The organism is Nocardioides pollutisoli (assembly GCF_040045055.1).
GTDB classification, from domain to species: Bacteria; Actinomycetota; Actinomycetes; order Propionibacteriales; family Nocardioidaceae; genus Nocardioides; species Nocardioides tweenelious.
The window spans coordinates 188,395-209,849 of sequence record NZ_JBDZDU010000001.1 but is presented as its reverse complement, the minus strand read 5'-3'; the positions used below and the strand labels follow the sequence as shown (position 1 = coordinate 209,849).

At 70.6% G+C, this 21,455-nt stretch carries 23 protein-coding genes; 14 read left to right on the top strand and 9 right to left on the bottom strand.

Going from position 1 to position 21,455, the window contains the following annotated elements; translation table 11 throughout:
- The first annotated feature begins 42 nt into the window (after window positions 1-42).
- Window positions 43-1,215, top strand: a complete 1,173-nt coding sequence (locus ABLE68_RS00955) for an MFS transporter (RefSeq protein ID WP_348869190.1) — start codon at window positions 43-45, stop codon at window positions 1,213-1,215.
- On the opposite strand, the gene ABLE68_RS00950 is transcribed toward ABLE68_RS00955, so the two are convergent.
- Window positions 1,212-1,787: a cob(I)yrinic acid a,c-diamide adenosyltransferase gene (locus tag ABLE68_RS00950; RefSeq protein WP_348869189.1), complete on the bottom strand. Its 576-nt coding sequence runs from the start codon at window positions 1,785-1,787 to the stop codon at window positions 1,212-1,214. The genes ABLE68_RS00955 and ABLE68_RS00950 overlap by 4 nt on opposite strands.
- A gap of 32 nt (window positions 1,788-1,819) precedes the next feature.
- Between ABLE68_RS00950 and ABLE68_RS00945 the strand changes: the two genes are divergently transcribed.
- From ABLE68_RS00945 to ABLE68_RS00925, 5 genes are all read left to right on the top strand, one after another.
- A complete protein-coding gene (locus ABLE68_RS00945) occupies window positions 1,820-2,437 on the top strand; it encodes a hypothetical protein (RefSeq protein ID WP_348869188.1) in 618 nt (205 codons plus the stop codon).
- A 71-nt stretch (window positions 2,438-2,508) separates the two neighbouring features.
- Entirely contained in the window at window positions 2,509-2,817 is a 309-nt protein-coding gene (locus ABLE68_RS00940) for an STAS domain-containing protein (protein ID WP_348869187.1), read from the top strand.
- A 102-nt stretch (window positions 2,818-2,919) separates the two neighbouring features.
- Window positions 2,920-4,938 (top strand): protein meaA, encoded by a 2,019-nt coding sequence (locus tag ABLE68_RS00935; protein ID WP_348869186.1) that lies wholly within the window; start codon window positions 2,920-2,922, stop codon window positions 4,936-4,938.
- A gap of 60 nt (window positions 4,939-4,998) precedes the next feature.
- Window positions 4,999-5,187, top strand: coding sequence for a hypothetical protein (locus ABLE68_RS00930; protein ID WP_348869185.1), 189 nt, complete (start codon window positions 4,999-5,001; stop codon window positions 5,185-5,187).
- Between the two features lie 42 nt (window positions 5,188-5,229).
- Window positions 5,230-5,754 carry a ferritin gene (locus ABLE68_RS00925; protein WP_348869184.1) on the top strand — a complete coding sequence of 175 codons (525 nt, stop codon included), beginning with the start codon at window positions 5,230-5,232 and terminating at the stop codon, window positions 5,752-5,754.
- 3 nt (window positions 5,755-5,757) lie between these two features.
- Here the strand turns inward: ABLE68_RS00925 and ABLE68_RS00920 are convergent, their stop codons facing one another.
- Complete coding sequence (locus tag ABLE68_RS00920; RefSeq protein WP_348869183.1) at window positions 5,758-6,804, bottom strand: alpha/beta fold hydrolase; 1,047 nt, start codon at window positions 6,802-6,804, stop codon at window positions 5,758-5,760.
- Window positions 6,805-6,881: 77 nt separating this feature from the next.
- Between ABLE68_RS00920 and ABLE68_RS00915 the strand changes: the two genes are divergently transcribed.
- Both ABLE68_RS00915 and ABLE68_RS00910 read left to right on the top strand, forming a co-directional pair.
- Window positions 6,882-7,790, top strand: a complete 909-nt coding sequence (locus ABLE68_RS00915; protein WP_348869182.1) for an FAD-dependent oxidoreductase — start codon at window positions 6,882-6,884, stop codon at window positions 7,788-7,790.
- A gap of 56 nt (window positions 7,791-7,846) precedes the next feature.
- A complete protein-coding gene (locus tag ABLE68_RS00910; RefSeq protein WP_348869181.1) occupies window positions 7,847-9,283 on the top strand; it encodes a PAS domain S-box protein in 1,437 nt (478 codons plus the stop codon).
- Here the strand turns inward: ABLE68_RS00910 and ABLE68_RS00905 are convergent.
- The 4 genes from ABLE68_RS00905 to nucS all read right to left on the bottom strand — a co-directional run bounded on the left by ABLE68_RS00905 (window position 9,280) and on the right by nucS (window position 12,471).
- A complete protein-coding gene (locus ABLE68_RS00905) occupies window positions 9,280-9,594 on the bottom strand; it encodes a DUF952 domain-containing protein (protein WP_348869180.1) in 315 nt (104 codons plus the stop codon). The two genes, ABLE68_RS00910 and ABLE68_RS00905, sit on opposite strands and share 4 nt — an antisense overlap.
- 2 nt (window positions 9,595-9,596) lie before the next feature.
- On the bottom strand, window positions 9,597-10,328 hold the full coding sequence (locus ABLE68_RS00900; RefSeq protein WP_348869179.1) for a methyltransferase domain-containing protein: 732 nt from the start codon (window positions 10,326-10,328) through the stop codon (window positions 9,597-9,599).
- A gap of 61 nt (window positions 10,329-10,389) precedes the next feature.
- A complete protein-coding gene (locus ABLE68_RS00895) occupies window positions 10,390-11,631 on the bottom strand; it encodes a putative glycoside hydrolase (RefSeq protein ID WP_348869178.1) in 1,242 nt (413 codons plus the stop codon).
- Window positions 11,632-11,784: 153 nt separating this feature from the next.
- A complete protein-coding gene (nucS, locus tag ABLE68_RS00890) occupies window positions 11,785-12,471 on the bottom strand; it encodes an endonuclease NucS (RefSeq protein ID WP_348869177.1) in 687 nt (228 codons plus the stop codon).
- Window positions 12,472-12,495: 24 nt separating this feature from the next.
- Here nucS and ABLE68_RS00885 point away from each other — a divergent pair, with 24 nt between their 5' ends.
- On the top strand, window positions 12,496-12,882 hold the full coding sequence (locus ABLE68_RS00885) for a VOC family protein (RefSeq protein ID WP_348869176.1): 387 nt from the start codon (window positions 12,496-12,498) through the stop codon (window positions 12,880-12,882).
- A 60-nt stretch (window positions 12,883-12,942) separates the two neighbouring features.
- Entirely contained in the window at window positions 12,943-14,730 is a 1,788-nt protein-coding gene (locus ABLE68_RS00880) for a 3-hydroxyacyl-CoA dehydrogenase family protein (RefSeq protein ID WP_348869175.1), read from the top strand.
- Here ABLE68_RS00880 and ABLE68_RS00875 read toward each other — a convergent pair.
- Entirely contained in the window at window positions 14,715-15,152 is a 438-nt protein-coding gene (locus tag ABLE68_RS00875) for a DUF6069 family protein (RefSeq protein WP_348869174.1), read from the bottom strand. The genes ABLE68_RS00880 and ABLE68_RS00875 overlap by 16 nt on opposite strands.
- Before the next feature lie 113 nt (window positions 15,153-15,265).
- Between ABLE68_RS00875 and ABLE68_RS00870 the strand changes: the two genes are divergently transcribed.
- Window positions 15,266-15,628 (top strand): YciI family protein, encoded by a 363-nt coding sequence (locus tag ABLE68_RS00870; protein ID WP_348869173.1) that lies wholly within the window; start codon window positions 15,266-15,268, stop codon window positions 15,626-15,628.
- 80 nt (window positions 15,629-15,708) lie between these two features.
- Window positions 15,709-17,166: an MFS transporter gene (locus tag ABLE68_RS00865; protein ID WP_348869172.1), complete on the top strand. Its 1,458-nt coding sequence runs from the start codon at window positions 15,709-15,711 to the stop codon at window positions 17,164-17,166.
- Here ABLE68_RS00865 and ABLE68_RS00860 read toward each other — a convergent pair.
- Together ABLE68_RS00860 and ABLE68_RS00855 are read right to left on the bottom strand one after the other, a co-directional pair.
- Window positions 17,156-17,791 carry a hypothetical protein gene (locus tag ABLE68_RS00860; RefSeq protein ID WP_348869171.1) on the bottom strand — a complete coding sequence of 212 codons (636 nt, stop codon included), beginning with the start codon at window positions 17,789-17,791 and terminating at the stop codon, window positions 17,156-17,158. The two genes, ABLE68_RS00865 and ABLE68_RS00860, sit on opposite strands and share 11 nt — an antisense overlap.
- 188 nt (window positions 17,792-17,979) lie before the next feature.
- Window positions 17,980-19,860 (bottom strand): S8 family serine peptidase, encoded by a 1,881-nt coding sequence (locus ABLE68_RS00855; protein WP_348869170.1) that lies wholly within the window; start codon window positions 19,858-19,860, stop codon window positions 17,980-17,982.
- 2 nt (window positions 19,861-19,862) lie between these two features.
- Between ABLE68_RS00855 and ABLE68_RS00850 the strand changes: the two genes are divergently transcribed.
- A complete protein-coding gene (locus ABLE68_RS00850; protein ID WP_348869169.1) occupies window positions 19,863-20,666 on the top strand; it encodes an endo alpha-1,4 polygalactosaminidase in 804 nt (267 codons plus the stop codon).
- Complete coding sequence (locus ABLE68_RS00845; protein ID WP_348873217.1) at window positions 20,660-21,451, top strand: alpha/beta fold hydrolase; 792 nt, start codon at window positions 20,660-20,662, stop codon at window positions 21,449-21,451. Before ABLE68_RS00850 ends, ABLE68_RS00845 begins: the two co-directional genes overlap by 7 nt.
- Window positions 21,452-21,455: the final 4 nt, after the last annotated feature.

Sequence of the window (21,455 nt, the reverse complement as noted above, 5' to 3'; positions counted from 1 at the left end):
ACGCATTTGGAGACGACCGTCCCGATCGGCGAGGCTGAGCCGGTGCCGTCCCTCATCCGCACCCGCAACTCGCTCGCGCTCAGCTTCGCGCTGAACGGGTTCTGCTTCGCGACGATGGTCTCGCGGCTGCCCGACATCCGCAGCGGGCTCGAGCTCGACAACGGCTCGCTCGGCCTGCTCCTGCTGGCGATCTCGGTCGGCTCGGTCATCGCGCTGCCGCTGAGCGGGCGGCTGATCGACCGGATCGGCGCGAACGCCGTCACCCGTCTCGGCGCCGTGCTCGTGGCGTCCGGCCTGCTCGTGGCGATGACCGGCGTGGCGACCGACCTGGTCGCGCTGACCGTCGTGGGCTTCTTCCTCGACGGCATCGGCATCGCGGTGTGGGACGTGTCGATGAACGTCGAGGCGGCCGAGGTCGAGCGCCGCTTCGGCCGCACGATGATGCCGCGCTTCCACGCCGGCTGGAGCATCGGCACCTTCACCGGTGCGGCGATCGGCATCCCGATGGCGGCCCTGCACGTGCCGCTCCTGCTGCACGTCCCGGTGTTCGCCGCGGCCGCGACCTGCCTCGCCTGGTGGGCTGCCGGCGCCTACCTGCCCCCGGTCGTGACGCACGAGGACCGCCAGGCCGTCGAGTGCTCGCCGTGGCGCGAGCCGCGGACCCTCGCGATCGGGGTGATGGTGCTCGCGTTCGCCCTGTCCGAGGGGGCCGCCAACGACTGGCTCTCGCTCGCGCTCATCGACGGGTACGACGTACGCCACTGGGTCGGCGTCGCGGGCTTCACGCTCTTCGTCTCGTCGATGTTCGTCGGTCGCCTGATCGGCCCGGTCTTCCTCGACCGCTACGGCCGCGCCCCGGTGCTCTGGGGCTGCTCGGCGGCCGCGTTCGTCGGCATCATCCTCACGGTCTTCGGTGACAGCGTGGTGCTGGTCGGTCTCGGCATCATCGTCTGGGGCTTCGGCGCCTCGCTGGGCTTCCCGGTCGGCATGAGCGCCGCGGCCGACGATCCGCTCCGCGCCGCCCGCCGGGTCAGCGTGGTGTCGACGATCGGCTACACGGCGTTCCTGGCCGGACCCCCGCTGCTCGGGCTGCTCGCCGACCACGTCGGCACGCTCGAGACCCTGCTGGTCATCGCCGGGCTGATGATCCCGGCCGCGCTGACCGTCTTCGCCGCGCGACCGGTGAAGACGCCGGTCGCCGCTACTACGCCCTAGCCCCGCTCGCCGCCCGGCACCCAGAGCACGTCGCCGGTCTCCCGGTTGGCGTGCCGGGCCAGGATGAAGAGCAGGTCCGAGAGCCGGTTGAGGTAGGTGATCGCGAGGACGTTCATGCTCTCGCCGTTGACCTCGTACGCCGCCCACGCGGACCGTTCGGCCCGGCGCACGACCGTGCGCGCCACGTGGAGCAGCGCCGCCCCGGCGGTGCCGCCGTTGAGGATGAACGACCGCAGCGCCGGCAGCGACTCGTTGTAGTGGTCGCACCAGCCCTCGAGCCGATCGATGTAGTCCTGCTCGATCCGCAGCGGGGGGTACTCCGGCTCAGCGACGACCGGCGTGCAGAAGTCCGCACCCACGTCGAAGAGGTCGTTCTGCACGTGGGTGAGCACCGCGACGACGTCCTCGTCGAGCTCGCCCTGGACCAGCGCCAGCCCGAGGTGGGCGTTGGCCTCGTCGACGTCGGCGTAGGCCTGCAGCCGCGGGTCGGTCTTGGTGGTCGTGCTCATGTCGCCCAGCCGGGTCTCCCCGGCGTCGCCGGTGCGCGTGTAGATCCGGGTCAGGTTCACCATGAGGCGACTGTAGCGACGTACTGTCGGGACGCATGCGACGCGTCCTCTGGCCCCTCCTCCTCGGGAGCCCGGCGTTCGCGCTCGCTCTCGCAGGTCTCTTCCACCCGCACCACCTGACCTACGACACCTCGCAGCGCTGGTTCGTGCTCCACGTGGCCGGCCTGCTCGTATTCCCCCTGGTCGGTGTCGCGCTCGCCGCGCTGGTCCGGCTCCGCAGCGACCCGCTGGCGTGGGCGATCCGGCTCACGGCCTACGTCTACGCGACCTTCTACTCCGCGCTCGACGTGATCAGCGGCGTCGCAGCCGGTTACGTCACCCACCACCTGGGGCCGGACGTGCCGCGTCCCGACGCGGTCAGCCTGCTCTTCCGGATCGGTACGCCGCTGGGCGAGATCGGCTCCTGGTCGCTGATCGCCTGCGGCGCGTTGATCAGCGTCGACGCCGTACGGCGCTACGGCCGGCGAGGTGCGATCGGGGTGCTGCTGGTCGTCGGCGGGTGGTTCGTCCACACCGACCACATCTTCTCGCCGAAGGGGGTCCTGGGCATGCTGCTGATCGGGCTGGGTACGGCCGCCGTAGCGCAACTGGACGCGACACGGCCGAAAAGTTCGCGACGAGAGGCAACCTCTCGGCCGTTCAGCGCGTCATAGTGAGTGACAGGCCATCGACAGGTGGAGCGGCCCGGGGATTTTCGGGAATCCTCGGAGGACGGGGCAGAGCCATGGAGATCATCACCGACGGTCCGACTCTGGTACTCAGCGGGGACTTCGACGTGCGCAGCACGCGCGAGGTGCGTGACGCGATCTACGACCAGCTCGAGGGCTACGACCACGACGTGGTCGTCGACCTCACCGACGTGACCACCATCGACCTGACCGCGCTGCGCGTGCTGGCCGTCGCGACCCGGCGCGCCAGCCACGCCGGTCACCACCTGACGTTGCGTGGGTGCGGGCCGTCCGTACGCCGGATGCTCCACCTCTCCCACATGATCCGGGTCCTCGAGGTCGAGCGGGTCAGCGTCTCCGCCTGATCGACCCTGACCGACCATGGCCGACCGTGACCGGCGACGTGTCGGATAAGCCACACGGGCAGGCGGTTACTTCTCGGTAGGTCTCGTCCTACCCTCGGTCCCATGAGCGAGAAGGCAGCGAGCCACGCGAAGGACCGGCCGTGGTTGATGCGCACGTACTCCGGGCACTCGACCGCCGCGGCGTCCAACGAGCTGTACCGCACCAACCTCGCGAAGGGCCAGACCGGTCTCTCGGTCGCCTTCGACCTGCCGACCCAGACCGGCTACGACCCCGACTCGCCGCTCGCGCGCGGTGAGGTCGGCAAGGTCGGCGTACCCGTCCCTCACCTCGGTGAGATGCGGCGCCTCTTCGAGGACATCCCGCTCACCGAGATGAACACCTCGATGACGATCAACGCCGTCGCGATGTGGATGCTCGCGATGTACCAGGTCGTCGCGGAGGAGCAGAACCCCGACTCGTCGCCCGAGGAGGTCGCCGCCCAGCTGGCCGGGACCACCCAGAACGACATCATCAAGGAGTACCTCTCCCGCGGGACCTACGCGTTCCCGCCCGAGGCCTCGATGCGGCTGATCGCCGACGTCATCTCCTACACGGTCCACCAGATCCCGAAGTGGAACCCGATCAACATCTGCAGCTACCACCTGCAGGAGGCCGGCGCGACGCCGACGCAGGAGCTCGCCTTCGCGCTGAGCACCGCGATCGCCGTGCTCGACCAGGTCCGCGACTCCGGCCAGGTGTCGGAGGACGACTTCGAGAAGGTCGTCGGCCGGATCTCCTTCTTCGTCAACGCCGGCGTCCGCTTCATCGAGGAGACCTGCAAGATGCGGGCCTTCGGCCGGCTCTGGGACGAGATCACCCGGGAGCGGTACGGCGTCCAGGACCCGAAGATGCGCCGCTTCCGCTACGGCGTCCAGGTCAACTCGCTGGGCCTCACCGAGGCGCAGCCCGAGAACAACGTCCAGCGGATCGTGCTCGAGATGCTCGGCGTGACGCTCTCCAAGGACGCCCGCGCCCGCGCCGTCCAGCTGCCGGCGTGGAACGAGGCGCTCGGCCTGCCCCGGCCGTGGGACCAGCAGTGGTCGCTGCGGCTGCAGCAGGTGCTCGCCTTCGAGTCCGACCTGCTGGAGTACGACGACATCTTCGAGGGCTCGCACGTCATCGAGGCGAAGGTCGCCGAGCTGGTCGAGGGCGCGAAGGCCGAGATCGACCGGGTCCAGGCGATGGGCGGCGCGATCGCCGCCGTCGAGTACATGAAGTCCGAGCTGGTCTCCTCCCACGCCGCCCGCCGGGCGCGGATCGAGTCCGGCGACGAGGTCATCGTCGGCGTCAACAAGTACGAGACGACCGAGCCCTCGCCGCTGACCGCCGACCTCGACGGCGCGATCATGGCCGCGGATCCCGAGGCCGAGAAGACCGCGCTCGCGAGCGTCGAGCAGTGGAAGGCCCAGCGCGACGAGACCGAGGTCGCCGAGGCGCTGGCGGCGCTCGCCGCCGCTGCGAAGACCGACACCAACCTGATGGCACCGACCCTGGCCGCCGCCCGTGCGGGCGCGACCACGGGGGAGTGGGCGGCCACGCTGCGCGAGGTGTTCGGCGAGTACCGCGGTCCGACCGGCGTCACCGGCGCGGTCGCGCTGTCGATGGCGGGCGACGCCGGCGCCGAGCTGGCCGCGGTCCGCGAACGGGTCAAGGCCACCGGCGAGGAGCTGGGCGGGCGGCTGCGGCTGCTGGTCGGCAAGCCCGGCCTCGACGGGCACTCGAACGGCGCCGAGCAGGTCGCCGTACGCGCCCGCGACGCGGGTTTCGAGGTCATCTATCAAGGCATCCGGCTCACCCCCGAGCAGATCGTCGCCGCGGCGATCGCCGAGGACGTGCACTGCATCGGCCTCTCGATCCTGTCCGGGTCCCACATGGAGCTGGTGCCCGACGTGCTCGACGGGCTCCGTGATGCCGGGCTCAGCGACGTCCCCGTCATCGTCGGCGGGATCATCCCCGACTCCGACGGCCGCCGGCTGCGCGAGCTCGGGGTGGCGGCCGTCTACACGCCCAAGGACTACGGGCTGACCGAGATCATGGGTGGCATCGTCGATGTGATCCGCGAGGCCAACGGCCTCGACTGACCGATGTCGATCGGGTCATGCTGAGGTAAGGCTCGCCTAAGATTGTGCTACCTTGCGTAGGTGGGGAAGGCGAAGAAGGGCAAGCTGCCCAAGACGAAGTGCTGCGTCTCGAAGTCGAAGTGCGGCCGGTGTCCACTGCGCATGCTCAAGGACGGCACCCTCCCCTCCGGGTATACCGTCAAGAAGCGCGAGCTCGTCCGGGTCGACGGCAAGAAGGTCACCAAGAAGAAGCTCGCCAAGGCTGCCTGACCTGCGCTGACCCACCTGACCGCCGACCCCGAGGAGCACCCCGTGGCCGCCCCCCGATTCACCGACCAGCTCAACGTCCAGATCGGGAACGAGCTGGCCGCGCACAACCAGTACCTCGCCTGCGCGGTCTACTACGACGACCTGACGATGCCGCAGATGGCGGCGTTCTTCTACGCCCAGGCTCTCGAGGAGCGCGCGCACTCCGCGATGATGATCCAGTACCTCCTGGACACCGACGCCAAGGTCGTCATCCCGGCCGTCGAGGCGCCGGTCAACGACTTCGCCGACGTGGTGGCGCCGGTCGCCCTCGCGCTCGAGCAGGAGAAGCGGGTCACCGACCAGATCAACGGTCTGCTGCGGATCGCCCGCGAGGAGTTCGACTTCGCCTCCGAGCAGTTCATGCAGTGGTTCATCAAGGAGCAGGTCGAGGAGGTCGCCACGATGAGCGACCTGCTGGCCGTGGTGAAGCGCAACACCGACGACGTCGAGGACATCGAGGAGTACGTCGCGCGCGAGCAGGGCGGCGGCGAGAACGACCCGACCGCGCCGCGCCAGGCCGGCGCCTAGGCGTCAGCGCAACCAGCGCAGCACGACGGACCGCACGGCCCTCGGCTTCTCGAGCGGCAGCGCGCTTCCCGCGCCCTGGAAGGTGTGGGTCGTGACCTCGGTCGGGTACGACGCGGCCTGGCTCTCGCGCGCGCGGGGGTTGGTCAGCGCGTCCTTGCTGCCGTAGAGCAGCAGCACGGGAGCATCGACCTGCCCGGCGCCGAGCCCGGTCGCCAGCGCCATCGCGGCGGACGAGGTGACGTCGCCGCAGGGGTCCTTCGGCCGCAGCCGCGCTGCGGTCTGCTGGACGCCTCTGGGTGCGCTCGCGAAGAGCAGGGCGCGGTAGTCGGAGCCGCTGGTGGCCAGCGGGGCGTAGTCGGTCGACCCGCAGGCCCGGGTCTGAGCGGCGGCCGTGCGGGTGGCCAGTGAGGTCGCCCCTCCGGCCGCCCACGACATCAGCACCAGCCCGTCGACGTCGTCGAAGGTCGAGGCCTCCAGCTGGGCGATCTCGGCGCCGACGGCGTGTCCCTGCGTCACCACGTGCGCGGCCGCCGGGGTGGAGGTGACGCCGGGGACGGGGGAGGCGAAGTCGTAGCGGCCCGAGCGCAGGTGCTGGACGACCTGGTGGAGCATGTCGGCCTGGGCGCCGAGGCAGGTCGCGTCGCCGTCGTCGAGCTTGCTCCTGCCGTAGCCGAGCCGGTCCAGCACCAGCGAGGTCTCGCCATGACGGGCGAGCCGGGTGGCGTAGTCGTAGGACGCGTGCCCGGGCAGGGTCCAGAACCAGGAGCCGGTGCCGAGGTCGTGCACGAGGACGTTGACGCGCAGCGCGTCGCCCTGCTCGTCGATGTCGCGACGCGGGCCGATCAGCCGTCCCCGGAGCTGGTAGGACTGGTCGTCGGGCGAGCACAGGGCCGCGGTGTCGTTGGTGTTCTCGACGTCGAAGACCACGCCCCGCGACACCACGTCGCGAGGGCGGCCCGACGCCCCGGCGGTCGCCGGCGCGGGGGAGAGGGGCGCGACGAGCAGCGCGCCCAGCAGTGCGGTCAGGACTCCGAGCATGGTCAGCCTCACGTTGTTGAACCTACGTCAATAGCGATGCAGGGTGAAATGTGACCTTGCCCGCGCGGGCGGTCGGCCAGACTGCACGCATGGCGAGGGTGATCGTGGTCGGGGCCGGTGTCGTCGGTCTGACCTGCGCCCTGCGGCTGCTCGAGGCCGGGCACCGCGTCGACGTGGTCGCGCGCGACCTGCCCCGCGAGACGACCTCCGCCATCGCGGCGGCGCTCTGGTACCCCTACCGCGCGCTGCCCCAGGACCGGGTGGCCGCGTGGGCGCGGACGTCGTACGCCGTCTTCGACGCGCTCTCCGACACGGATCCCGAGAGCGGGGTGCGGATGCTGCCCGGCACCGAGGTGCTCTCCGGTCCGCGACCGGAGCCCTGGTGGCACGCGGCGGTGCCGAGCCTGGAGCACACCGACGCCGTGCCGGACGGGTGGGCCGGCGGGTGGAGCTTCACCACGGCCGTCGCCGACATGGCGGTCTACCTCGACTGGCTGGCCGGGCGCGTCACCGGGCTCGGCGGGACCCTCACCCGTCTCAACCTGTCGGCGCTGCCGTGCGGCGCCGACCTCGTCGTCAACTGCTCCGGCCTCGGCGCCCGCCTGCTCGGCGCCGACCGGACCGTCGTGCCGGTGCGCGGGCAGGTCGTGGTGGTGGAGCAGATCGGCCTGGACCGCTGGTGGCTGGACTCCGCCGGACCGACGTACGTCGTGCCGCGCGAGCACGACATCGTGGTCGGTGGGACCGACGTCGAGGGGGAGTGGAGCCGGACCCCGTCGCCGGAGACCGCGGCCGAGATCCTGGCGCGGGCGACCCGGCTGGTGCCCGAGCTGAGATCGGCCCGGGTGCTGCGCCACAAGGTCGGGCTGCGGCCGGTCCGGCCGGCGGTCCGGCTCGAGCGGGTGGGCGACGTCGTGCACTGCTACGGCCACGGCGGCGCGGGCGTGACGCTGAGCTGGGGTGTCGCCGACGACGTGGTGGCGCTGGCCCGCACGTGACCCGAGAGCGCTAGTCAGGGGTGATTAATCGTTCAACTCGTCGCTAGAGTCGCATCGTGAGCCAGTACTCGGACGCGCTGTTCCGTGGCGCTTTCGAGGCGGTCCCGGACGCGGTGGTGATCGTCGACGGTCAGGGGGTGATCGTCCTGGCGAACGCCCAGTGCCGGGAGGTCTTCGGCCGGGAGCCCGAGGCGCTCCTGGGTCAGCCGATCGAGACGCTGGTCCCGACGCGGTTCCGCGACGGGCACCCGGACCGGCGGTCCAGCTTCCTCGCAGCCCCCAACCCGCGCCCGATGGGGCTGCTGCGCCTGGCCGCCGAACGCAGCGACGGCACCGAGTTCCCGGCCGAGATCTCGCTCGCGCCGATCGAGGCGGACGGGGACCACTACGTCTCCGCCACCGTGCGTGACATCAGCGCGCGGATCCGCGACGAGGAGCGGTTCCGCAGCCTGCTCGAGGCGGCACCCGACGCGACGGTCATCGTCGACTCCGAGGGCCTCATCGTGCTCGCCAACAAGCGGATGAGCGAGGTCTTCGGCTATCCGCGCAACGAGCTCGTCGGCCACCGCGTGGACCTGCTGGTGCCGCCGGACCGGCGGGAGGCGAGCTTCGCCGGGTTCATGCGCTACCTCGCGCTGCCGAACGCACTGCCGATGGGGGTCAGCCAGGAGCTCCACGTGCTGCACCGCGAGGGTCACCTGGTCCCGGCCGAGATCTCGATCGCGCCCCTCACCACCGACGAGGGGGTGCTGGTCTCGGTCGCGATGCGCGACATCACGGACCGGCTCCGGATCCAGGAAGAGTCACAGCGGCTCCGCGACGACCTGATCGCGACGGTGTCCCACGAGCTGCGCACGCCCCTGACGTCGATCATCGGGTACGCCGAGCTGTTGTCCGACCTCGACGAGGTCGACCTCAGCCGCCGCGCCCGCAAGCTCCTCGGGGTGATCGAGCGCAACGCCACCCGGGAGCTGCAGCTCGTCGACGACCTGCTCACCCTGGCCTTCCTCGACGGCGAGCGGCTGCGGGTCAACCGGTCGCCGGTGGCGCTGCACGCGGTCGCCAAGCGGGTCGTCTCCGACCACGCACTGCGTGCCCGCGAGCGTGGCATCGAGCTGGTGCTCGTCGACGATCCCGTCCCACCGGTGATGGGCGACTTCTACCGGCTGGTGCAGGCGACCGAGAACCTGGTCACCAACGCGCTCAAGTTCACCCGGCCGGGAGGTCAGGTGCACCTGTCGCTCAGCGACCACGGGTCGATGGGCATCCTCGAGGTGCGCGACACGGGCATGGGTGTCTCGCCCGACGAGCGCACCAAGCTCTTCGACCGGCTCTACCGCGCGCCGAGCGCGATCGAGACCCAGACCCAGGGTGCGGGCCTCGGTCTCCCGATCGTCCGGGCGATCGTGGAGGCGCACGGTGGCTGGGTCGACCTGGACAGCGAGGTCGGCGTCGGGACCGTCGTCCGCCTGGCCGTGCCTTACGCGACCTAGAGCGGGGTCACGCCGACGACGGCGGTGGGCGCGATCGCGCCGTACACGTGCGGGAAGGTCTCGGTCATGCCGGGCGCCGGGACCTCCTCGACCACGGGCACGTCGAGCAGGTCGGTGTCGATCTCCAGCAGCACCAGCGGCTCGTCGACGTCGGCGTAGTAGGCCGCGCGCACGCCCTCCCACTGGTCGGTGCGGCTGGCGTGGATGTAGCCCTCCTGCTCGAGGGTCACCCCGCGGGTGGAGGTCGTGTAGGCGCCGGACTGCTGGGCGGCGGCCCAGTCGGCGGCGGTGGCGATGTGGAAGATCCGCATGGTCACACCTTCTCCCACACCGAGACGTGCTGGGGGCTCTCGCCCGTGAACGGCGACCGGTCCCAGTCGGCCCAGCGCTCGCGCAGGCGCATCCCGGCCATGCGCGCCATCAGGTCGAGCTCGGCCGGCCAGACGTAGCGGAACGGCACCGAGCTGCGGCGGTAGGTGACGCCGTCGTCGGAGGAGTAGTGGTGCGACCACATCAGCTGGGTGGTCAGGTCGTACTCGTCGATCCCGACGTGGCTCTCGGTGTGGTCGAACACCGCGAACCGCTCGCCCTGCGGGATCTTGCGCACGACCGGGACCTGGTTCTCGACCACGAAGCGGCCGCCGGCCTGGAGGTGGGCGGCGGCGTTGGCGAAGACCGCGGCCTGGTCCTCCTGGGTCGTCACGTTGCCGATGGTGTTGAAGACCAGGTAGACGAGTCCGAAGCGACCCTCGACGCGGGTCGACGTCATGTCGCCGATCGCGACGTCGATCGCCCCAGCGCCCGGCTTGGCCCGCAGCTGCTCGACCATCGCCTCCGACAGCTCGATCCCGTGCACGTGCACGCCGCGCTCGCTCAGCGGCAGGGCCACCCGACCGGTGCCGATCGCCAGCTCCAGCGCCGCCTGCCCGCTGGCCAGGTCGACCAGGAAGTCGACCGTCGGCCCGAGCACCTCCGGCGAGAACATCGGGTCCTCCGGGTCGTCGTACCGCTCGGCCACGTCGGTGTCGAAGAAGTTCTCGCGCATGCGCCCCATCGTGGTCGGCGCGTGCGGTGGGTGGCCACCGGATATCGCGGTGCCGGGCCGCCTACCGGGAGAGGATCGCGCCGGTCGTCGGAGCGAGCTGGACCGAGCTCACCCGAGCCGAGCGCCGCACGTACTGACCGCCGAGCGGGACGGTGTGGGTCTCGGCGGTCGGGTTCACCGCGACGATCCCGCCGGTGTACGCGCGGATCCAGGTGCCGTCGGCGAGCTCGACGGCCGGGCCGCTCGGGCTGCCCACGCTCCGGGTCGCGGCCGGCAGCCAGTGGCTGGACGCGACCTCGTCCGGCACGTAGGAGCTGGCTCCCGTGTGACCGTTCCAGGTGAGCAGCCAGGTGGCGCGGTGGTAGGTCTGGCCGACCTGGTCGTCCGCGGAGCCGTAGCTGACGGCGAGCAGGGGCACGTCGCGGTTGGCCAGCCAGGTGGCCATGTCGACCTTCCAGCGCCAGTCGGCACCGACGAACCGGTCGGGGGCGTCGTACCAGTTGGTGAAGTGCTCGTTCTCCCAGCCCGAGACGTACCGGGTCCAGTCGCCGAGCGCGTGGCGCCAGTTGTTCCACTCCAGAGACACGTTGGGGACGGCGAGGTAGCCGGCCTTGCGGATCTGCGGGGCGACGCCGGCGAGGAAGGATCCGGTGGCGTCGAACTGCGCCTGGTCGTCGGGGATCGCGGTCGACATCCGGTTGTCGACCGTCGTGTGGCTGAGTCGGGTGAGGACGTCGTCCATCATCACGCCGTCCCAGTCCTGGGCGCGCAGCTCGCCGAGGACGTTGTCGGTCCAGGTCCGCTGGTAGTCGACGTTCGCGATGTTCATCGGGTAGAGCCCGCGCCAGTCGGACCACTCGATCGTGCGCCCGGCGCGGTCGTGGAGGAGCCACGAGGGGTGGTGCGCGGCGACCCAGTCGTAGCCCATCCCGGCGGGGAAGCGCCCGGTGACCGACTCGGCCTCCTGGACGACGGCCGAGGCGTCCTTGTACATCAGGATCGTGATGCCGGGATGGTCTCGGCGCAGCTGGGGGATGCGGGGGTACTCCCAGGACTGCATCACGACGACGTCGCTGCGACTCGCTTGCGGGGTCCTGTCGAGGTCACCCCAGTCGAGCGCCACCACGCCGTTGCCGCCGGCCCAGATGGGGGAGCCCGTGCGCCTGGCGGCGGGGTGGTCCACGGCTGGGGCCGGCGACGAGGTGACGAGGGCCGCGGCGACGAGCGCCAGGACGCCGGTGAGACGCGCGAGGGTGCCGTGGATCGAGGGTGCGCTCACGGTGGTTCCGAGGAGGTATGTCATGACGACGTACTCATCGGTCGACGGACCTCCGAGATGAGGGCAATGGCATGACCCCACTGTGCGCGCCGAGCCTGCGCGTGGGTATAGGTCAGATGGGCTTGTTCGACGAGCCGCAGCCGCGCGACAGTGTTCGGACCGCGAGCGGGGAGTGGGTCAGAAGAGCCGGTGGCTCGGGTCGTCCAGCCCGCGCAGGGCGTCGTAGTCGACGACGGCGCAGGCGATGCCACGGTCGGTCGCCAGCACGCGTGCCTGGGGCTTGATCTCCTGGGCGGCGAAGATGCCCTTGACCTCGCCCTTCGTCGTGAGCAGCGGGTCGCGGTTGAGCAGCTCGAGGTAGCGGGTGAGCTGCTCGACGCCGTCGATGTCCCCGCGGCGCTTGATCTCGACCGCGACGGAGGCGCCGGCCTCGTCGCGGCACATCAGGTCGACCGGGCCGATCGCGGTCGGGAACTCCCGGCGTACGAGGGTGAGGCCGGGCGACAGGGTCGCCGGGTGGTCGGCGAGCAGCTCCTGGAGGTGCTTCTCGACGCCGTCCTTCTGCAGGCCGGGGTCGATGCCGAGGTCGTGGCTGGAGTCGCTGAAGATCTCGGCGAGCAGGATCCGGAGGGTGTCGTCGGTCTTGGGGTTGGTCACGATCCACTCGACCTGACCGTCCTCGGTGGTGCCCTCCCGCAAGGTGCACGGCGGCGACATCCAGTTGAGCGGCTTGTAGGAGCCGCCGTCGGAGTGCACGAGCACCGACCCGTCGGCCTTGATCATCAGGACCCGGGTGGCCAGGGGGAGGTGGGCGGTCAGCCGCCCGGCGTAGTCGACCTGGCACGTTGCTACGACGAGTCTCACGGGCGACGAATCTACAGTGGTCGCATGTTCGTGGGCGCCCAGGTCAACCTCTACTGCGACGACGTCGAGGGCTGCGCTGCGTTCTACCGCGGACTCGGCTGCGCCGAGCGGTTCCGTACGCCGGCCACGGGCGCGCCCGTCATGGTCGAGGTCGCCGGTCCGGGGTTCACCATCGGACTGACGTCGGCCGCGGCGGGCAACGACTACGCCCTCGACGTCGCGCCGGATCGCCGCTCGACGGAGCTGGTGTTCTGGTGCGACGACCTCGAGGCGGCGTACGCCCGGGCGAGCGCCGCCGGGGGAGTCGACGCGCAGCCGCCCGTGGACTCGCCCGACGGGCGGCTCCGGTTCGCCTGGCTGAGCGATCCGGAGGGGCACCTGCTCAAGCTCGTGCAGCGATTGGATCGTTAAGTTACTCGCGAGTGAACTACGCCATAGTCAGGGCGCTTCGACCGTGCCACGATGCGCCGCATGACTGAGTCGCGCAGCTTCACCACGATCGGCGTCATCGGCCTCGGCACCATGGGTGCCGGCATCGCGGAGGTGTTCGCGCGCAACGGCTACGCCGTGGTCGGCGTCGAGCAGAACGACGAGGCGCTGGCCCGTGGCCGGCAGTACCTCGAGCACTCGACGACCCGCGCCGTGAAGCGCGAGAAGATGACCGAGGCCGAGCAGGGCGAGCTCCTCGGGCGGATCACCTTCACCACCGCGCTCAAGGACCTGACCGACGCCGACGTGGTCGTCGAGGCCGTCGTCGAGTCGCTGGAGCTCAAGAAGCAGATCTTCCGCGAGCTCGACGACATCGTCTCGCCGGACGCGATCCTCGCGACCAACACCTCGTCGCTGTCGGTCACGGAGATCTCCACCGCCAACGGCCGTCCCGGCCGCGTGATCGGGGTGCACTTCTTCAACCCCGCCCCGGTGCAGGACCTGGTCGAGATCATCCGGACCGTCGTCACCGAGGAGCAGGTGCTCGCCGACGTGAAGACGCTGGTCGAGGCGGTCGGCAAGAACCCTGTGATCTGCGGCGACAAGGCCGGCTTCATCGCCAACACGCTGCTGTTCGGCTACCTCAACCACGCGGTCTCCATGTACGAGGGTCGCTACGCCACCCGCGAGGACATCGACGCCGCGATGCGCTACGGCTGCGGCTACCCGATGGGGCCGCTGGCCCTGCTCGACCTGATCGGCCTCGACACGGCGTACGAGATCCTCGAGACGATGTACCGCCAGGGTCGCGACCGGCTGCACGCGCCCTCGCCGATCCTCAAGCAGATGGTCACCGCCGGGATGCTCGGTCGCAAGACCGGCCGAGGCTTCTACACCTACGAGGCCCCCGACAGCCCCGTTGTCGTCGCCGACGACCGCACTCCGTCGGCCGACGCGAAGCCCCAGCTGCGCCACGACATCAAGCAGGTCGGCGTCGTCGGCACGGGCACCATGGCCAGCGGCATCGTCGAGGTCTTCGCCAAGAGCGGGTACGACGTGCTGGTGATCGGCCGGGGCCAGGAGAAGGTCGACGGCGTCGTCGCCGCGGTCACCAAGAACTTCGACAAGCAGATCCAGCGTGGCCGGGCGACCGAGGAGGCCAAGGCCGAGGTGCTGACCCGGATCACCGGGTCGACGTCACTCGACGACCTCGCCTCCGTCGACCTCGTGGTCGAGGCGATCGCGGAGGACCTGGCGATCAAGACGACGCTCTTCGAGAACCTGGACGAGATCTGCAAGCCCGGCGCGATCCTCGCGACCACGACCTCGAGCCTGCCGATCATCGCCTGTGCCCAGGCGACCTCGCGGCCGCAGGACGTCATCGGCATGCACTTCTTCAACCCGGCTCCGGTGATGAAGCTGGTCGAGGTCGTCTCGACCGTCGTCACCTCCGACGAGGTCACCGAGACCACCCAGGCGCTGTGCGCGACGGTCGGCAAGGTCGCCGTCTCGTGCGGTGACCGGGCCGGCTTCATCGTCAACGCGCTGCTCTTCCCCTACCTCAACGACGCCGTGAAGATGCTCGAGGCGCACTACGCCACCGCGGACGACATCGACACCGCGATGAAGCAGGGCTGTGCGCTGCCGATGGGCCCGTTCGAGCTGCTCGACGTGGTCGGCAACGACGTGTCGCTGGCGATCCAGCGCGAGCTCTACCTGGAGTTCCGTGAGCCCGGCTTCGCGCCAGCGCCGCTGCTGGAGCACCTCGTCACCGCGGGCTACCTCGGTCGCAAGACCAAGCGCGGCTTCCGGGACTACTCGCAGCGCTGACGCTCGAGCCGGCTCGCGAGGGTCGGGACGACGATCGCCGCGGCCGTGGTGTGCAGCGCGATGAGGGTCGCCGCGGAGGCGGCGTCGAAGCCGAACGTCAGGTCGGGCACGAAGGACAGCAGCGTCAGCGCGACGGCAGTGCGCACGAAGGTCGTGCGCGGGCGGCGGGCGCGACGGGCCATGACGGCCGCCATCGCGACGCCGATGAGGGAGAAGACCAGCGTGAGCTGGGTGAACCCGGCGATCGGGATGCCCTTGCCGGAGCTGTCGGCGAACGACACCCCCGCGGCCGAGGCGATCGCGGCGAGGCCGGTGGTGGCGACCGATGCGGCGACGGCCGCAACGAGGCCGTGCTTCCAGATCGTGGGCCGGTCGGTGCTGCGCTCGGTCGTGGTGCTGGTGGACTGCGCGATGGTGGACATCTCGATCTCCGTCTCTGTGGGTGGGTCTCACCACTCCCACGAACGGGGAGGCACTGATACGACAGAGGACGGCGGAGAATCTCATCACCGTCCCCGTCAGAAGGAGAAGAGCGATGCCGCACTACCTGATGAGCGTGCACGGCCCGACCGAGCGCACCGAGTTCGGTGACTACGGGTCCCGGGAGGAGATGGAGAAGGCGTTCGCCGCCACCGGGGCCTTCAACGAGCAGCTCAAGGCCGACGGCCACTGGGTGTTCGCCGGCGGTCTCCAGGCGGCGGCGAGCGCGACCGTCGTCGACGCCCGGGGTGATGCGCCGATCGTCACCGACGGTCCCTACCTGGAGACCAAGGAGCACCTCGGCGGCTTCTGGGTGATCGACGTGCCCGACCTCGACACGGCCCTCCGCCTCGCTGCAGCCGGGTCCCAGGCGTGCCGGGGAAAGGTCGAGGTCCGTCCGTTCGAGGGCCTCGCCTGACGGTCAAGGTCGCGGGTATCCCCGTCGTACGATCCTGGCGCCGGGCATGAGTCGATCGTCACACGGGTACGACCACCGGCATGGGAGTGGAAACAGGACGCATCACGACGGACATCCCGGCCCGGCTCGACCGGTTGCCCTGGGCGCGCTGGCACTGGATGGTCGTCATCGGCCTCGGGACCGTGTGGATCCTCGACGGGCTCGAGGTCACCATCGTCGGCTCGATGTCGGAGGCGCTGAAGCCGAGCGACACCGGCCTCGGTCTCAGCAGCTTCGACATCGGCCTCGCAGGCTCGATCTACGTGGCGGGCGCGTGTCTCGGTGCGTTGCTGTTCGGGCACCTGACCGACCGGTTCGGCCGCAAGAAGCTCTTCCTGATCACCCTCGGCGTCTACATCGTGGCCACCGTCCTCACGGCGTTCTCGATGTCGCCGTTGTGGTACTTCGGCGCGCGCTTCCTGACCGGCATGGGCATCGGCGGTGAGTACGCCGCCATCAACTCCGCGATCGACGAGCTGATCCCCGCCAAGCACCGCGGCCGGGTGGACGTCGCGATCAACGGCTCCTTCTGGATCGGCGCCGCCGCGGGCGCGCTGCTGACGATCCCGTTGCTCGACCCGACCGTGATCGACCCCGCCTGGGGCTGGCGCCTCGCCTTCGGGCTCGGCGCGATCCTGGCCGTGGGCGTCCTGATCGTCCGGCGGCACGTGCCCGAGAGCCCGCGCTGGCTCTTCATCCACGGCCGCGAGGACGAGGGCGAGCAGATCGTCCGGAGCATCGAGCACACCGTCGAGGAGGAGACGGGCAAGCCCCTCGACTCCGTCGACGAGACGATCACGATCCGGCAGCGCAAGGCCATCGGCATGGGCGAGATCGCGCGCACCGTCTTCACGCTCTACCCCAAGCGGACCTTGGTCTGCTTCTCGCTCTTCGTCGGCCAGGCGTTCCTCTACAACGCCTTCTTCTTCACCTACGGCGACACCCTGACCACGTTCCTCGGGGTGAAGCAGACCGGCTACTACATCGCCGTCTTCGCCGTGAGCAACTTCCTCGGCGCCCTGCTGCTGAGCCGCCTCTTCGACACGGTCGGCCGGGTCCGGATGATCGCCGGCACCTACATCCTCTCGGGGGTGCTCCTCGCCGGCACCGGCCTCTTCCTCGGCAGCGTCACCGCGGTGACCCTCACGCTGATGGGCGCGATCATCTTCTTCTTCGCGTCGGCAGGCGCGAGCGCGGCGTACCTCACCGCCAGCGAGGTCTTCCCGATGGAGACGCGGGCGCTGTGCATCGCGTTCTTCTACGCGATCGGCACCGCGGTCGGCGGCATCAGCGGACCGTTGTTCTTCGGCTGGCTGATCGACCGCGCGTCCGAGAGCGGTGACATCAGCAAGATCGCGATCGGCTACTTCGTGGGCGCGGCGCTGATGATCGCCGGCGGAGTCGTCCAGGCCTTCCTCGGGGTGAAGGCGGAGGGCAAGTCGCTCGAGAGCATCGCCCAGCCCCTCACCGCCGAGGAAGCGGAGCCCGTCAGCTCGTGAAGTGGACGCTCAACGGGTTGTCCGGTCCGGACACCAGCGAGGTGAGCAGCGAGTCCATCAACGCGCCGCACCCGGTGAACTCCGGGATCGGGTAGGTGCCGCTCATCGTGTAGTCGTCCGGCCCGCCCGGCTGGCCGGCCTTGGCGAAGTCGACCGTGCCGCGCAGCGTGGCCGTGGTGCGCGCGGTGCCACAACCGGGCTTCACCAGGTTGATCAGGTCGCCGAGCCCGAAGACCTTGGTGATGTGGACGGCGAAGCTCTGCTTCGCGGTGATCGTCCACAGCGTGTCGTCGACGTCGATCGAGCCCCTCACCGGCGACGGATCGGCGACCTCCATCGTGATGTGCACGAGGTCGAGGTCGCCCAGCCCCGCGGCAGTCTTCGCCGCCGGGAGCGTGAGCGGACCGCTGAGCTTGCGCTTCAGGGGCTTGATCGTGCCGGTGAACTGCGTGGTCGGGAACGCGATCTCGGTCCCCAGCTTCTTCACCGTCGTCGTCGCGTCGGCGTTCCAGGTGAGCCTGAGCGGCTGTGGCTTCGTCGCCTCGGCCGGTGCGGCGAGCAGCGATCCGGTCATGAGCCCCGAGAGGGCGACGGCTGCTGCCGTCGCCCGGACATGCCTGTACATGTGAACTCCCTCCAGAGTGATGCCTCCCTCGGGCATCGCGGAGACCCCTACCCACTGCATCTCGGGTTGCAACTCGTTGTTACAACTTTTCGTGGCGTGACCGGTTGGCGGGCGAACGTACGCTGGAGCTGCGACGGGTGGCGGGCGATCCGCTGCCGCCCCGCCGCCCGCCGCGTGACTCAGTCGTGTCAGCCCCGGGCGAGCTGCGCGACGTGGAGCGTGACGAACCGGCCGAGCACGGAGTCGCTGTCGATCGTGTCCGGGTCGGAGACCGCGTAGTCGCCCGTGACGTGGAACGAGTAGGTGCCCGCCGGGGCGCCCTTCGGTAGCGCGACGGTCGCCAGCGCGGTGCCGGACCCCGCGACCGGGTCGTTGGTCGAGGTCGCGACGACCGTGCCGCTCGGGTCGATCACGTCGACGGTGTAGCTGAAGAGGCTGGCACCGACCGTCCCGCCGGACGGGAACGCCAGGCTCACGGCGAGCGTGCGGGTGCGCTGGCCGACCGGCACGTCGTACGTCGTGCTGTCCGTGCCGATCGCGGCGACCGGCGGTGCGGGGTGCACGAAGAAGTCGGACCGCAGGACGGTGGCCCCGTCGGCGGCGAGCACCCGGCGGTCGGCCCGGGCGGCCGCTGCGGAGAGCTTGGTGGCCCAGCCCTTCGACTGCACCAGTCGCACGGCCCTGTCCAGGTTGGTGTAGCCGAAGCCGACCTCCCAGAACGGCAGCCTCTTCCTGCCGCCGGGGGCCTTGACCGGCGTCGCGGTCGCCTGGAGCGCCAGCCGCACCTGCTCGGGGGTCAGGGCCGGCTGGGCCTGCAGCAGCACCGCTGCCGCGCCCGCGACGTGCGGGGAGGCCATGGAGGTGCCCGACGCGGAGGCGTTCTGGTCCGGGCCGCACGGTCCGATCAGGGTGCCCGCGCTGTCGCACGTCGAGCTGATGTCGACGCCCGGCGCCGTGATGTCGGGATGGACGAGCCCGATCCGGTCGCCGGTGAAGATCGTGTGGTCGTCCGCGCCGACGTCGGTCGGCAGCGAGTTGTCGTGGACCAGGCCGTTGGAGGAGAAGTCGCCGCGGAACCGGTCGGTGGTGCCGGCAGCGACCGAGATCACCCACGGGGCCTGGGAGAAGGGGTTGAGGCTCATCGGCACGTTGCCGGCCCCGGAGTTGCCGGCTGCGAACACGACCGTCACGCCCCGGTCGGCGACCGCCTTCGTGGCAACGGCGACCGGGTCGTGGGGGTCGAACTGGCGATAGCTGTTGCCCCAGGAGTTGTTGACGACGTCGATGCCGAGCAGGTCCGGCTGGTCGAGCATGTAGTCGTAGGCCGTGACGACGGCACTCGTGAAGAGCGCCAGCCCGATCGACAGGCAGACGATGTCGGCGCCGGGAGCCACGCCGAAGCGGCTGCCGTCGCTGACCGACCTCGAGTCGGCCGCGATGATGCCGGCCACGTGGGTGCCGTGGCCGCTGCCCAGGTCGGTGTTGCTCAACGGGCCCTGGTCGACGGGCACCACGAGCGCGGGTCGGGTGCCGGCGTTGGCGTACTCCGGGCTGACCAGGGTCACGTTGTGGGTGACCCGGTCGGCGAGGTCCGCGTGGGTCGCGTCGCAGCCGGAGTCGACGACGGCGACGGTCACGCCCGTGCCGGTCAGGCCCTGCTTGCGGAGCGCCTTGCCCGCAGCCGGCGTCGACGACATCGCGTTGCTGGACGAGGTGTCGAGGTAGTCCAGCTGCTCGTCGGGATAGACGTCGAGGCCGATGCCGTCGCCGACGGCCGCCGTCATCGCCGCGACCGGGCCGTCGACCAGGGCGAGCGGCAGGTGGGTCATCGGCCGCACGACGAGACCGAGCGCGGTGAGCCTGGCGACCTCCGTCCGGGTCGGGGGAGCGGCGAAGGTGACGATCGCCCGACCGTCCGGGGTGCCGTCGGCGAGCAACCGGTCGAGCCCGGGGTGGGCGACGTCCAGCGCAGGCCCCGCGTCGGCCGCGGGGACCGCGAGTCCGGTGAGCGACAGGGCCGCAGAGAGGGCACAGGTGAGCGCGACGAGGCGGGTGCGCGAGGATGGCATCGATGATCCGTTCTCGAAGTGCATCGGTGCCGAGTCAACGTCCGTCGCGGGCGCGGGGTTACGTCCTGCTGCTCGCCCTGCTCCTGGCGGTGTCGGTCGGCCCACCGGCGTACGCAGATCCGCTCCCCGCCGGCACCGACTTCGACTACCAGCTCGGTGGCAACCGGCCGGTGCCCGCGCACGTCGGCATCGTCGCCCGGGACCGCAACGCCGAGCCCGTGGCCGGCCGCTACAACATCTGCTACGTCAACGGCTTCCAGACCCAGGAGGACGAGCAGGCCTTCTGGAAGAAGCACTGGTCGCTGGTGCTCAAGCGGCACGGCAAGGCGGTTGTGGACTCGGCGTGGGGCGAGTGGCTGCTCGACCTCCGCACGCCGACCAAGCGCGCGGCGCTGGCCGAGATCGTCGGCGACTGGACCGCGGGATGCGCCGACGACGGGTTCGACGCGGTGGAGTACGACAACCTCGACTCCTTCACGCGCAGCCACGGCCTGATGGACCGGGCCGACGCGATCGCCTACGCCCGGCTCCTGGTGCGCAGCGCGCACGACGCCGGACTGGCGGCCGGCCAGAAGAACCTCGCGAGCTACGACGGGACCAAGATCGGCTTCGACTTCGCGGTGGCCGAGGAGTGCGGGCGCTACCGCGAGTGCGCGTCGTACGTCGACCACTACGGCGACCAGGTGCTGTCGATCGAGTACCGCGCCAAGGACTTCCGCTGGACCTGCGAGCACTTCGGCGACCAGCTCCCGGTCGTGCTCCGCGACCTCGCCCTGAGCCCGACCGGGGTGCGGCGTTGGTGCTGAGCACGTCACCCCTCCACACCCGGCTGCTGGGGGAGGAGGGGCCGCTGGTCGCCTTCTGCCACGGGCTCTTCGGGCAGGGCAAGAACTGGACCACGATCGCCAAGGAGCTCGCGACCGACCACCGTGTCCTCCTGGTCGACATGCCCCACCACGGGCGCTCCCCGTGGCGCGACCGCTTCGACTACGTCGACGTCGCCGACCAGGTCGCCGAGCTCTTCACCGCGGACGACCCGGTCGCGCTGGTCGGCCACTCGATGGGCGGCAAGGCGGCCATGGTGCTGGCGCTGCGGCACCCCGCCCTGGTCGAACGGCTCTGCGTCGTCGACGTCTCGCCGGTCGCCTACCAGAAGATGAGCGAGTTCTCCGGCTACATCCAGGCGCTGCAGGGCATCGACCTCGGCCGCATCGAGCGTCGCAGCGACGCCGACGCGGCCCTGGTCGACGCCGTGCCCAACCGCACCGTGCGCAGCTTCCTCCTGCAGAACCTCCACCAGGACGACGGGGTCTGGTCGTGGCGACCCAACCTGGCCGTCCTCGGCCGCGACCTCGCCGTCCTCGGCGGATGGCCCGACGACGCCCTGGCCGGCACCGCGCCGTACGACGGGAAGACGCTGTGGGTCAACGGCCAGAACTCCGACTACGTGCGCCCGGAGTACGTCCTCGCCATGGACCGGTGGTTCCCGCACAACCGCCGGGTCACCATCAAGAACGCCGGCCACTGGGTCCACTCCGAGCAGCCGGAGGTCTTCACCGAGGTGCTCCGGCGGTTCCTCGACGCTCCGTGAGCGG

Bases quoted from the DNA above. Each gene is read 5' to 3' on its own strand.
- ABLE68_RS00950 (WP_348869189.1), bottom strand. From the start codon at position 1,787: ATGGTGAACCTGACCCGGATCTACACGCGCACCGGCGACGCCGGGGAG.
- ABLE68_RS00945 (WP_348869188.1), top strand. From the start codon at position 1,820: ATGCGACGCGTCCTCTGGCCCCTCCTCCTCGGGAGCCCGGCGTTCGCG.
- ABLE68_RS00940 (WP_348869187.1), top strand. From the start codon at position 2,509: ATGGAGATCATCACCGACGGTCCGACTCTGGTACTCAGCGGGGACTTC.
- ABLE68_RS00935 (WP_348869186.1), top strand. From the start codon at position 2,920: ATGAGCGAGAAGGCAGCGAGCCACGCGAAGGACCGGCCGTGGTTGATG.
- ABLE68_RS00915 (WP_348869182.1), top strand. From the start codon at position 6,882: ATGGCGAGGGTGATCGTGGTCGGGGCCGGTGTCGTCGGTCTGACCTGC.
- ABLE68_RS00905 (WP_348869180.1), bottom strand. From the start codon at position 9,594: ATGCGGATCTTCCACATCGCCACCGCCGCCGACTGGGCCGCCGCCCAG.
- ABLE68_RS00900 (WP_348869179.1), bottom strand. From the start codon at position 10,328: ATGCGCGAGAACTTCTTCGACACCGACGTGGCCGAGCGGTACGACGAC.
- ABLE68_RS00895 (WP_348869178.1), bottom strand. From the start codon at position 11,631: ATGACATACCTCCTCGGAACCACCGTGAGCGCACCCTCGATCCACGGC.
- ABLE68_RS00885 (WP_348869176.1), top strand. From the start codon at position 12,496: ATGTTCGTGGGCGCCCAGGTCAACCTCTACTGCGACGACGTCGAGGGC.
- ABLE68_RS00880 (WP_348869175.1), top strand. From the start codon at position 12,943: ATGACTGAGTCGCGCAGCTTCACCACGATCGGCGTCATCGGCCTCGGC.
- ABLE68_RS00875 (WP_348869174.1), bottom strand. From the start codon at position 15,152: ATGTCCACCATCGCGCAGTCCACCAGCACCACGACCGAGCGCAGCACC.
- ABLE68_RS00870 (WP_348869173.1), top strand. From the start codon at position 15,266: ATGCCGCACTACCTGATGAGCGTGCACGGCCCGACCGAGCGCACCGAG.
- ABLE68_RS00865 (WP_348869172.1), top strand. From the start codon at position 15,709: ATGGGAGTGGAAACAGGACGCATCACGACGGACATCCCGGCCCGGCTC.
- ABLE68_RS00860 (WP_348869171.1), bottom strand. From the start codon at position 17,791: ATGTACAGGCATGTCCGGGCGACGGCAGCAGCCGTCGCCCTCTCGGGG.
- ABLE68_RS00855 (WP_348869170.1), bottom strand. From the start codon at position 19,860: ATGCCATCCTCGCGCACCCGCCTCGTCGCGCTCACCTGTGCCCTCTCT.
- ABLE68_RS00850 (WP_348869169.1), top strand. From the start codon at position 19,863: ATGATCCGTTCTCGAAGTGCATCGGTGCCGAGTCAACGTCCGTCGCGG.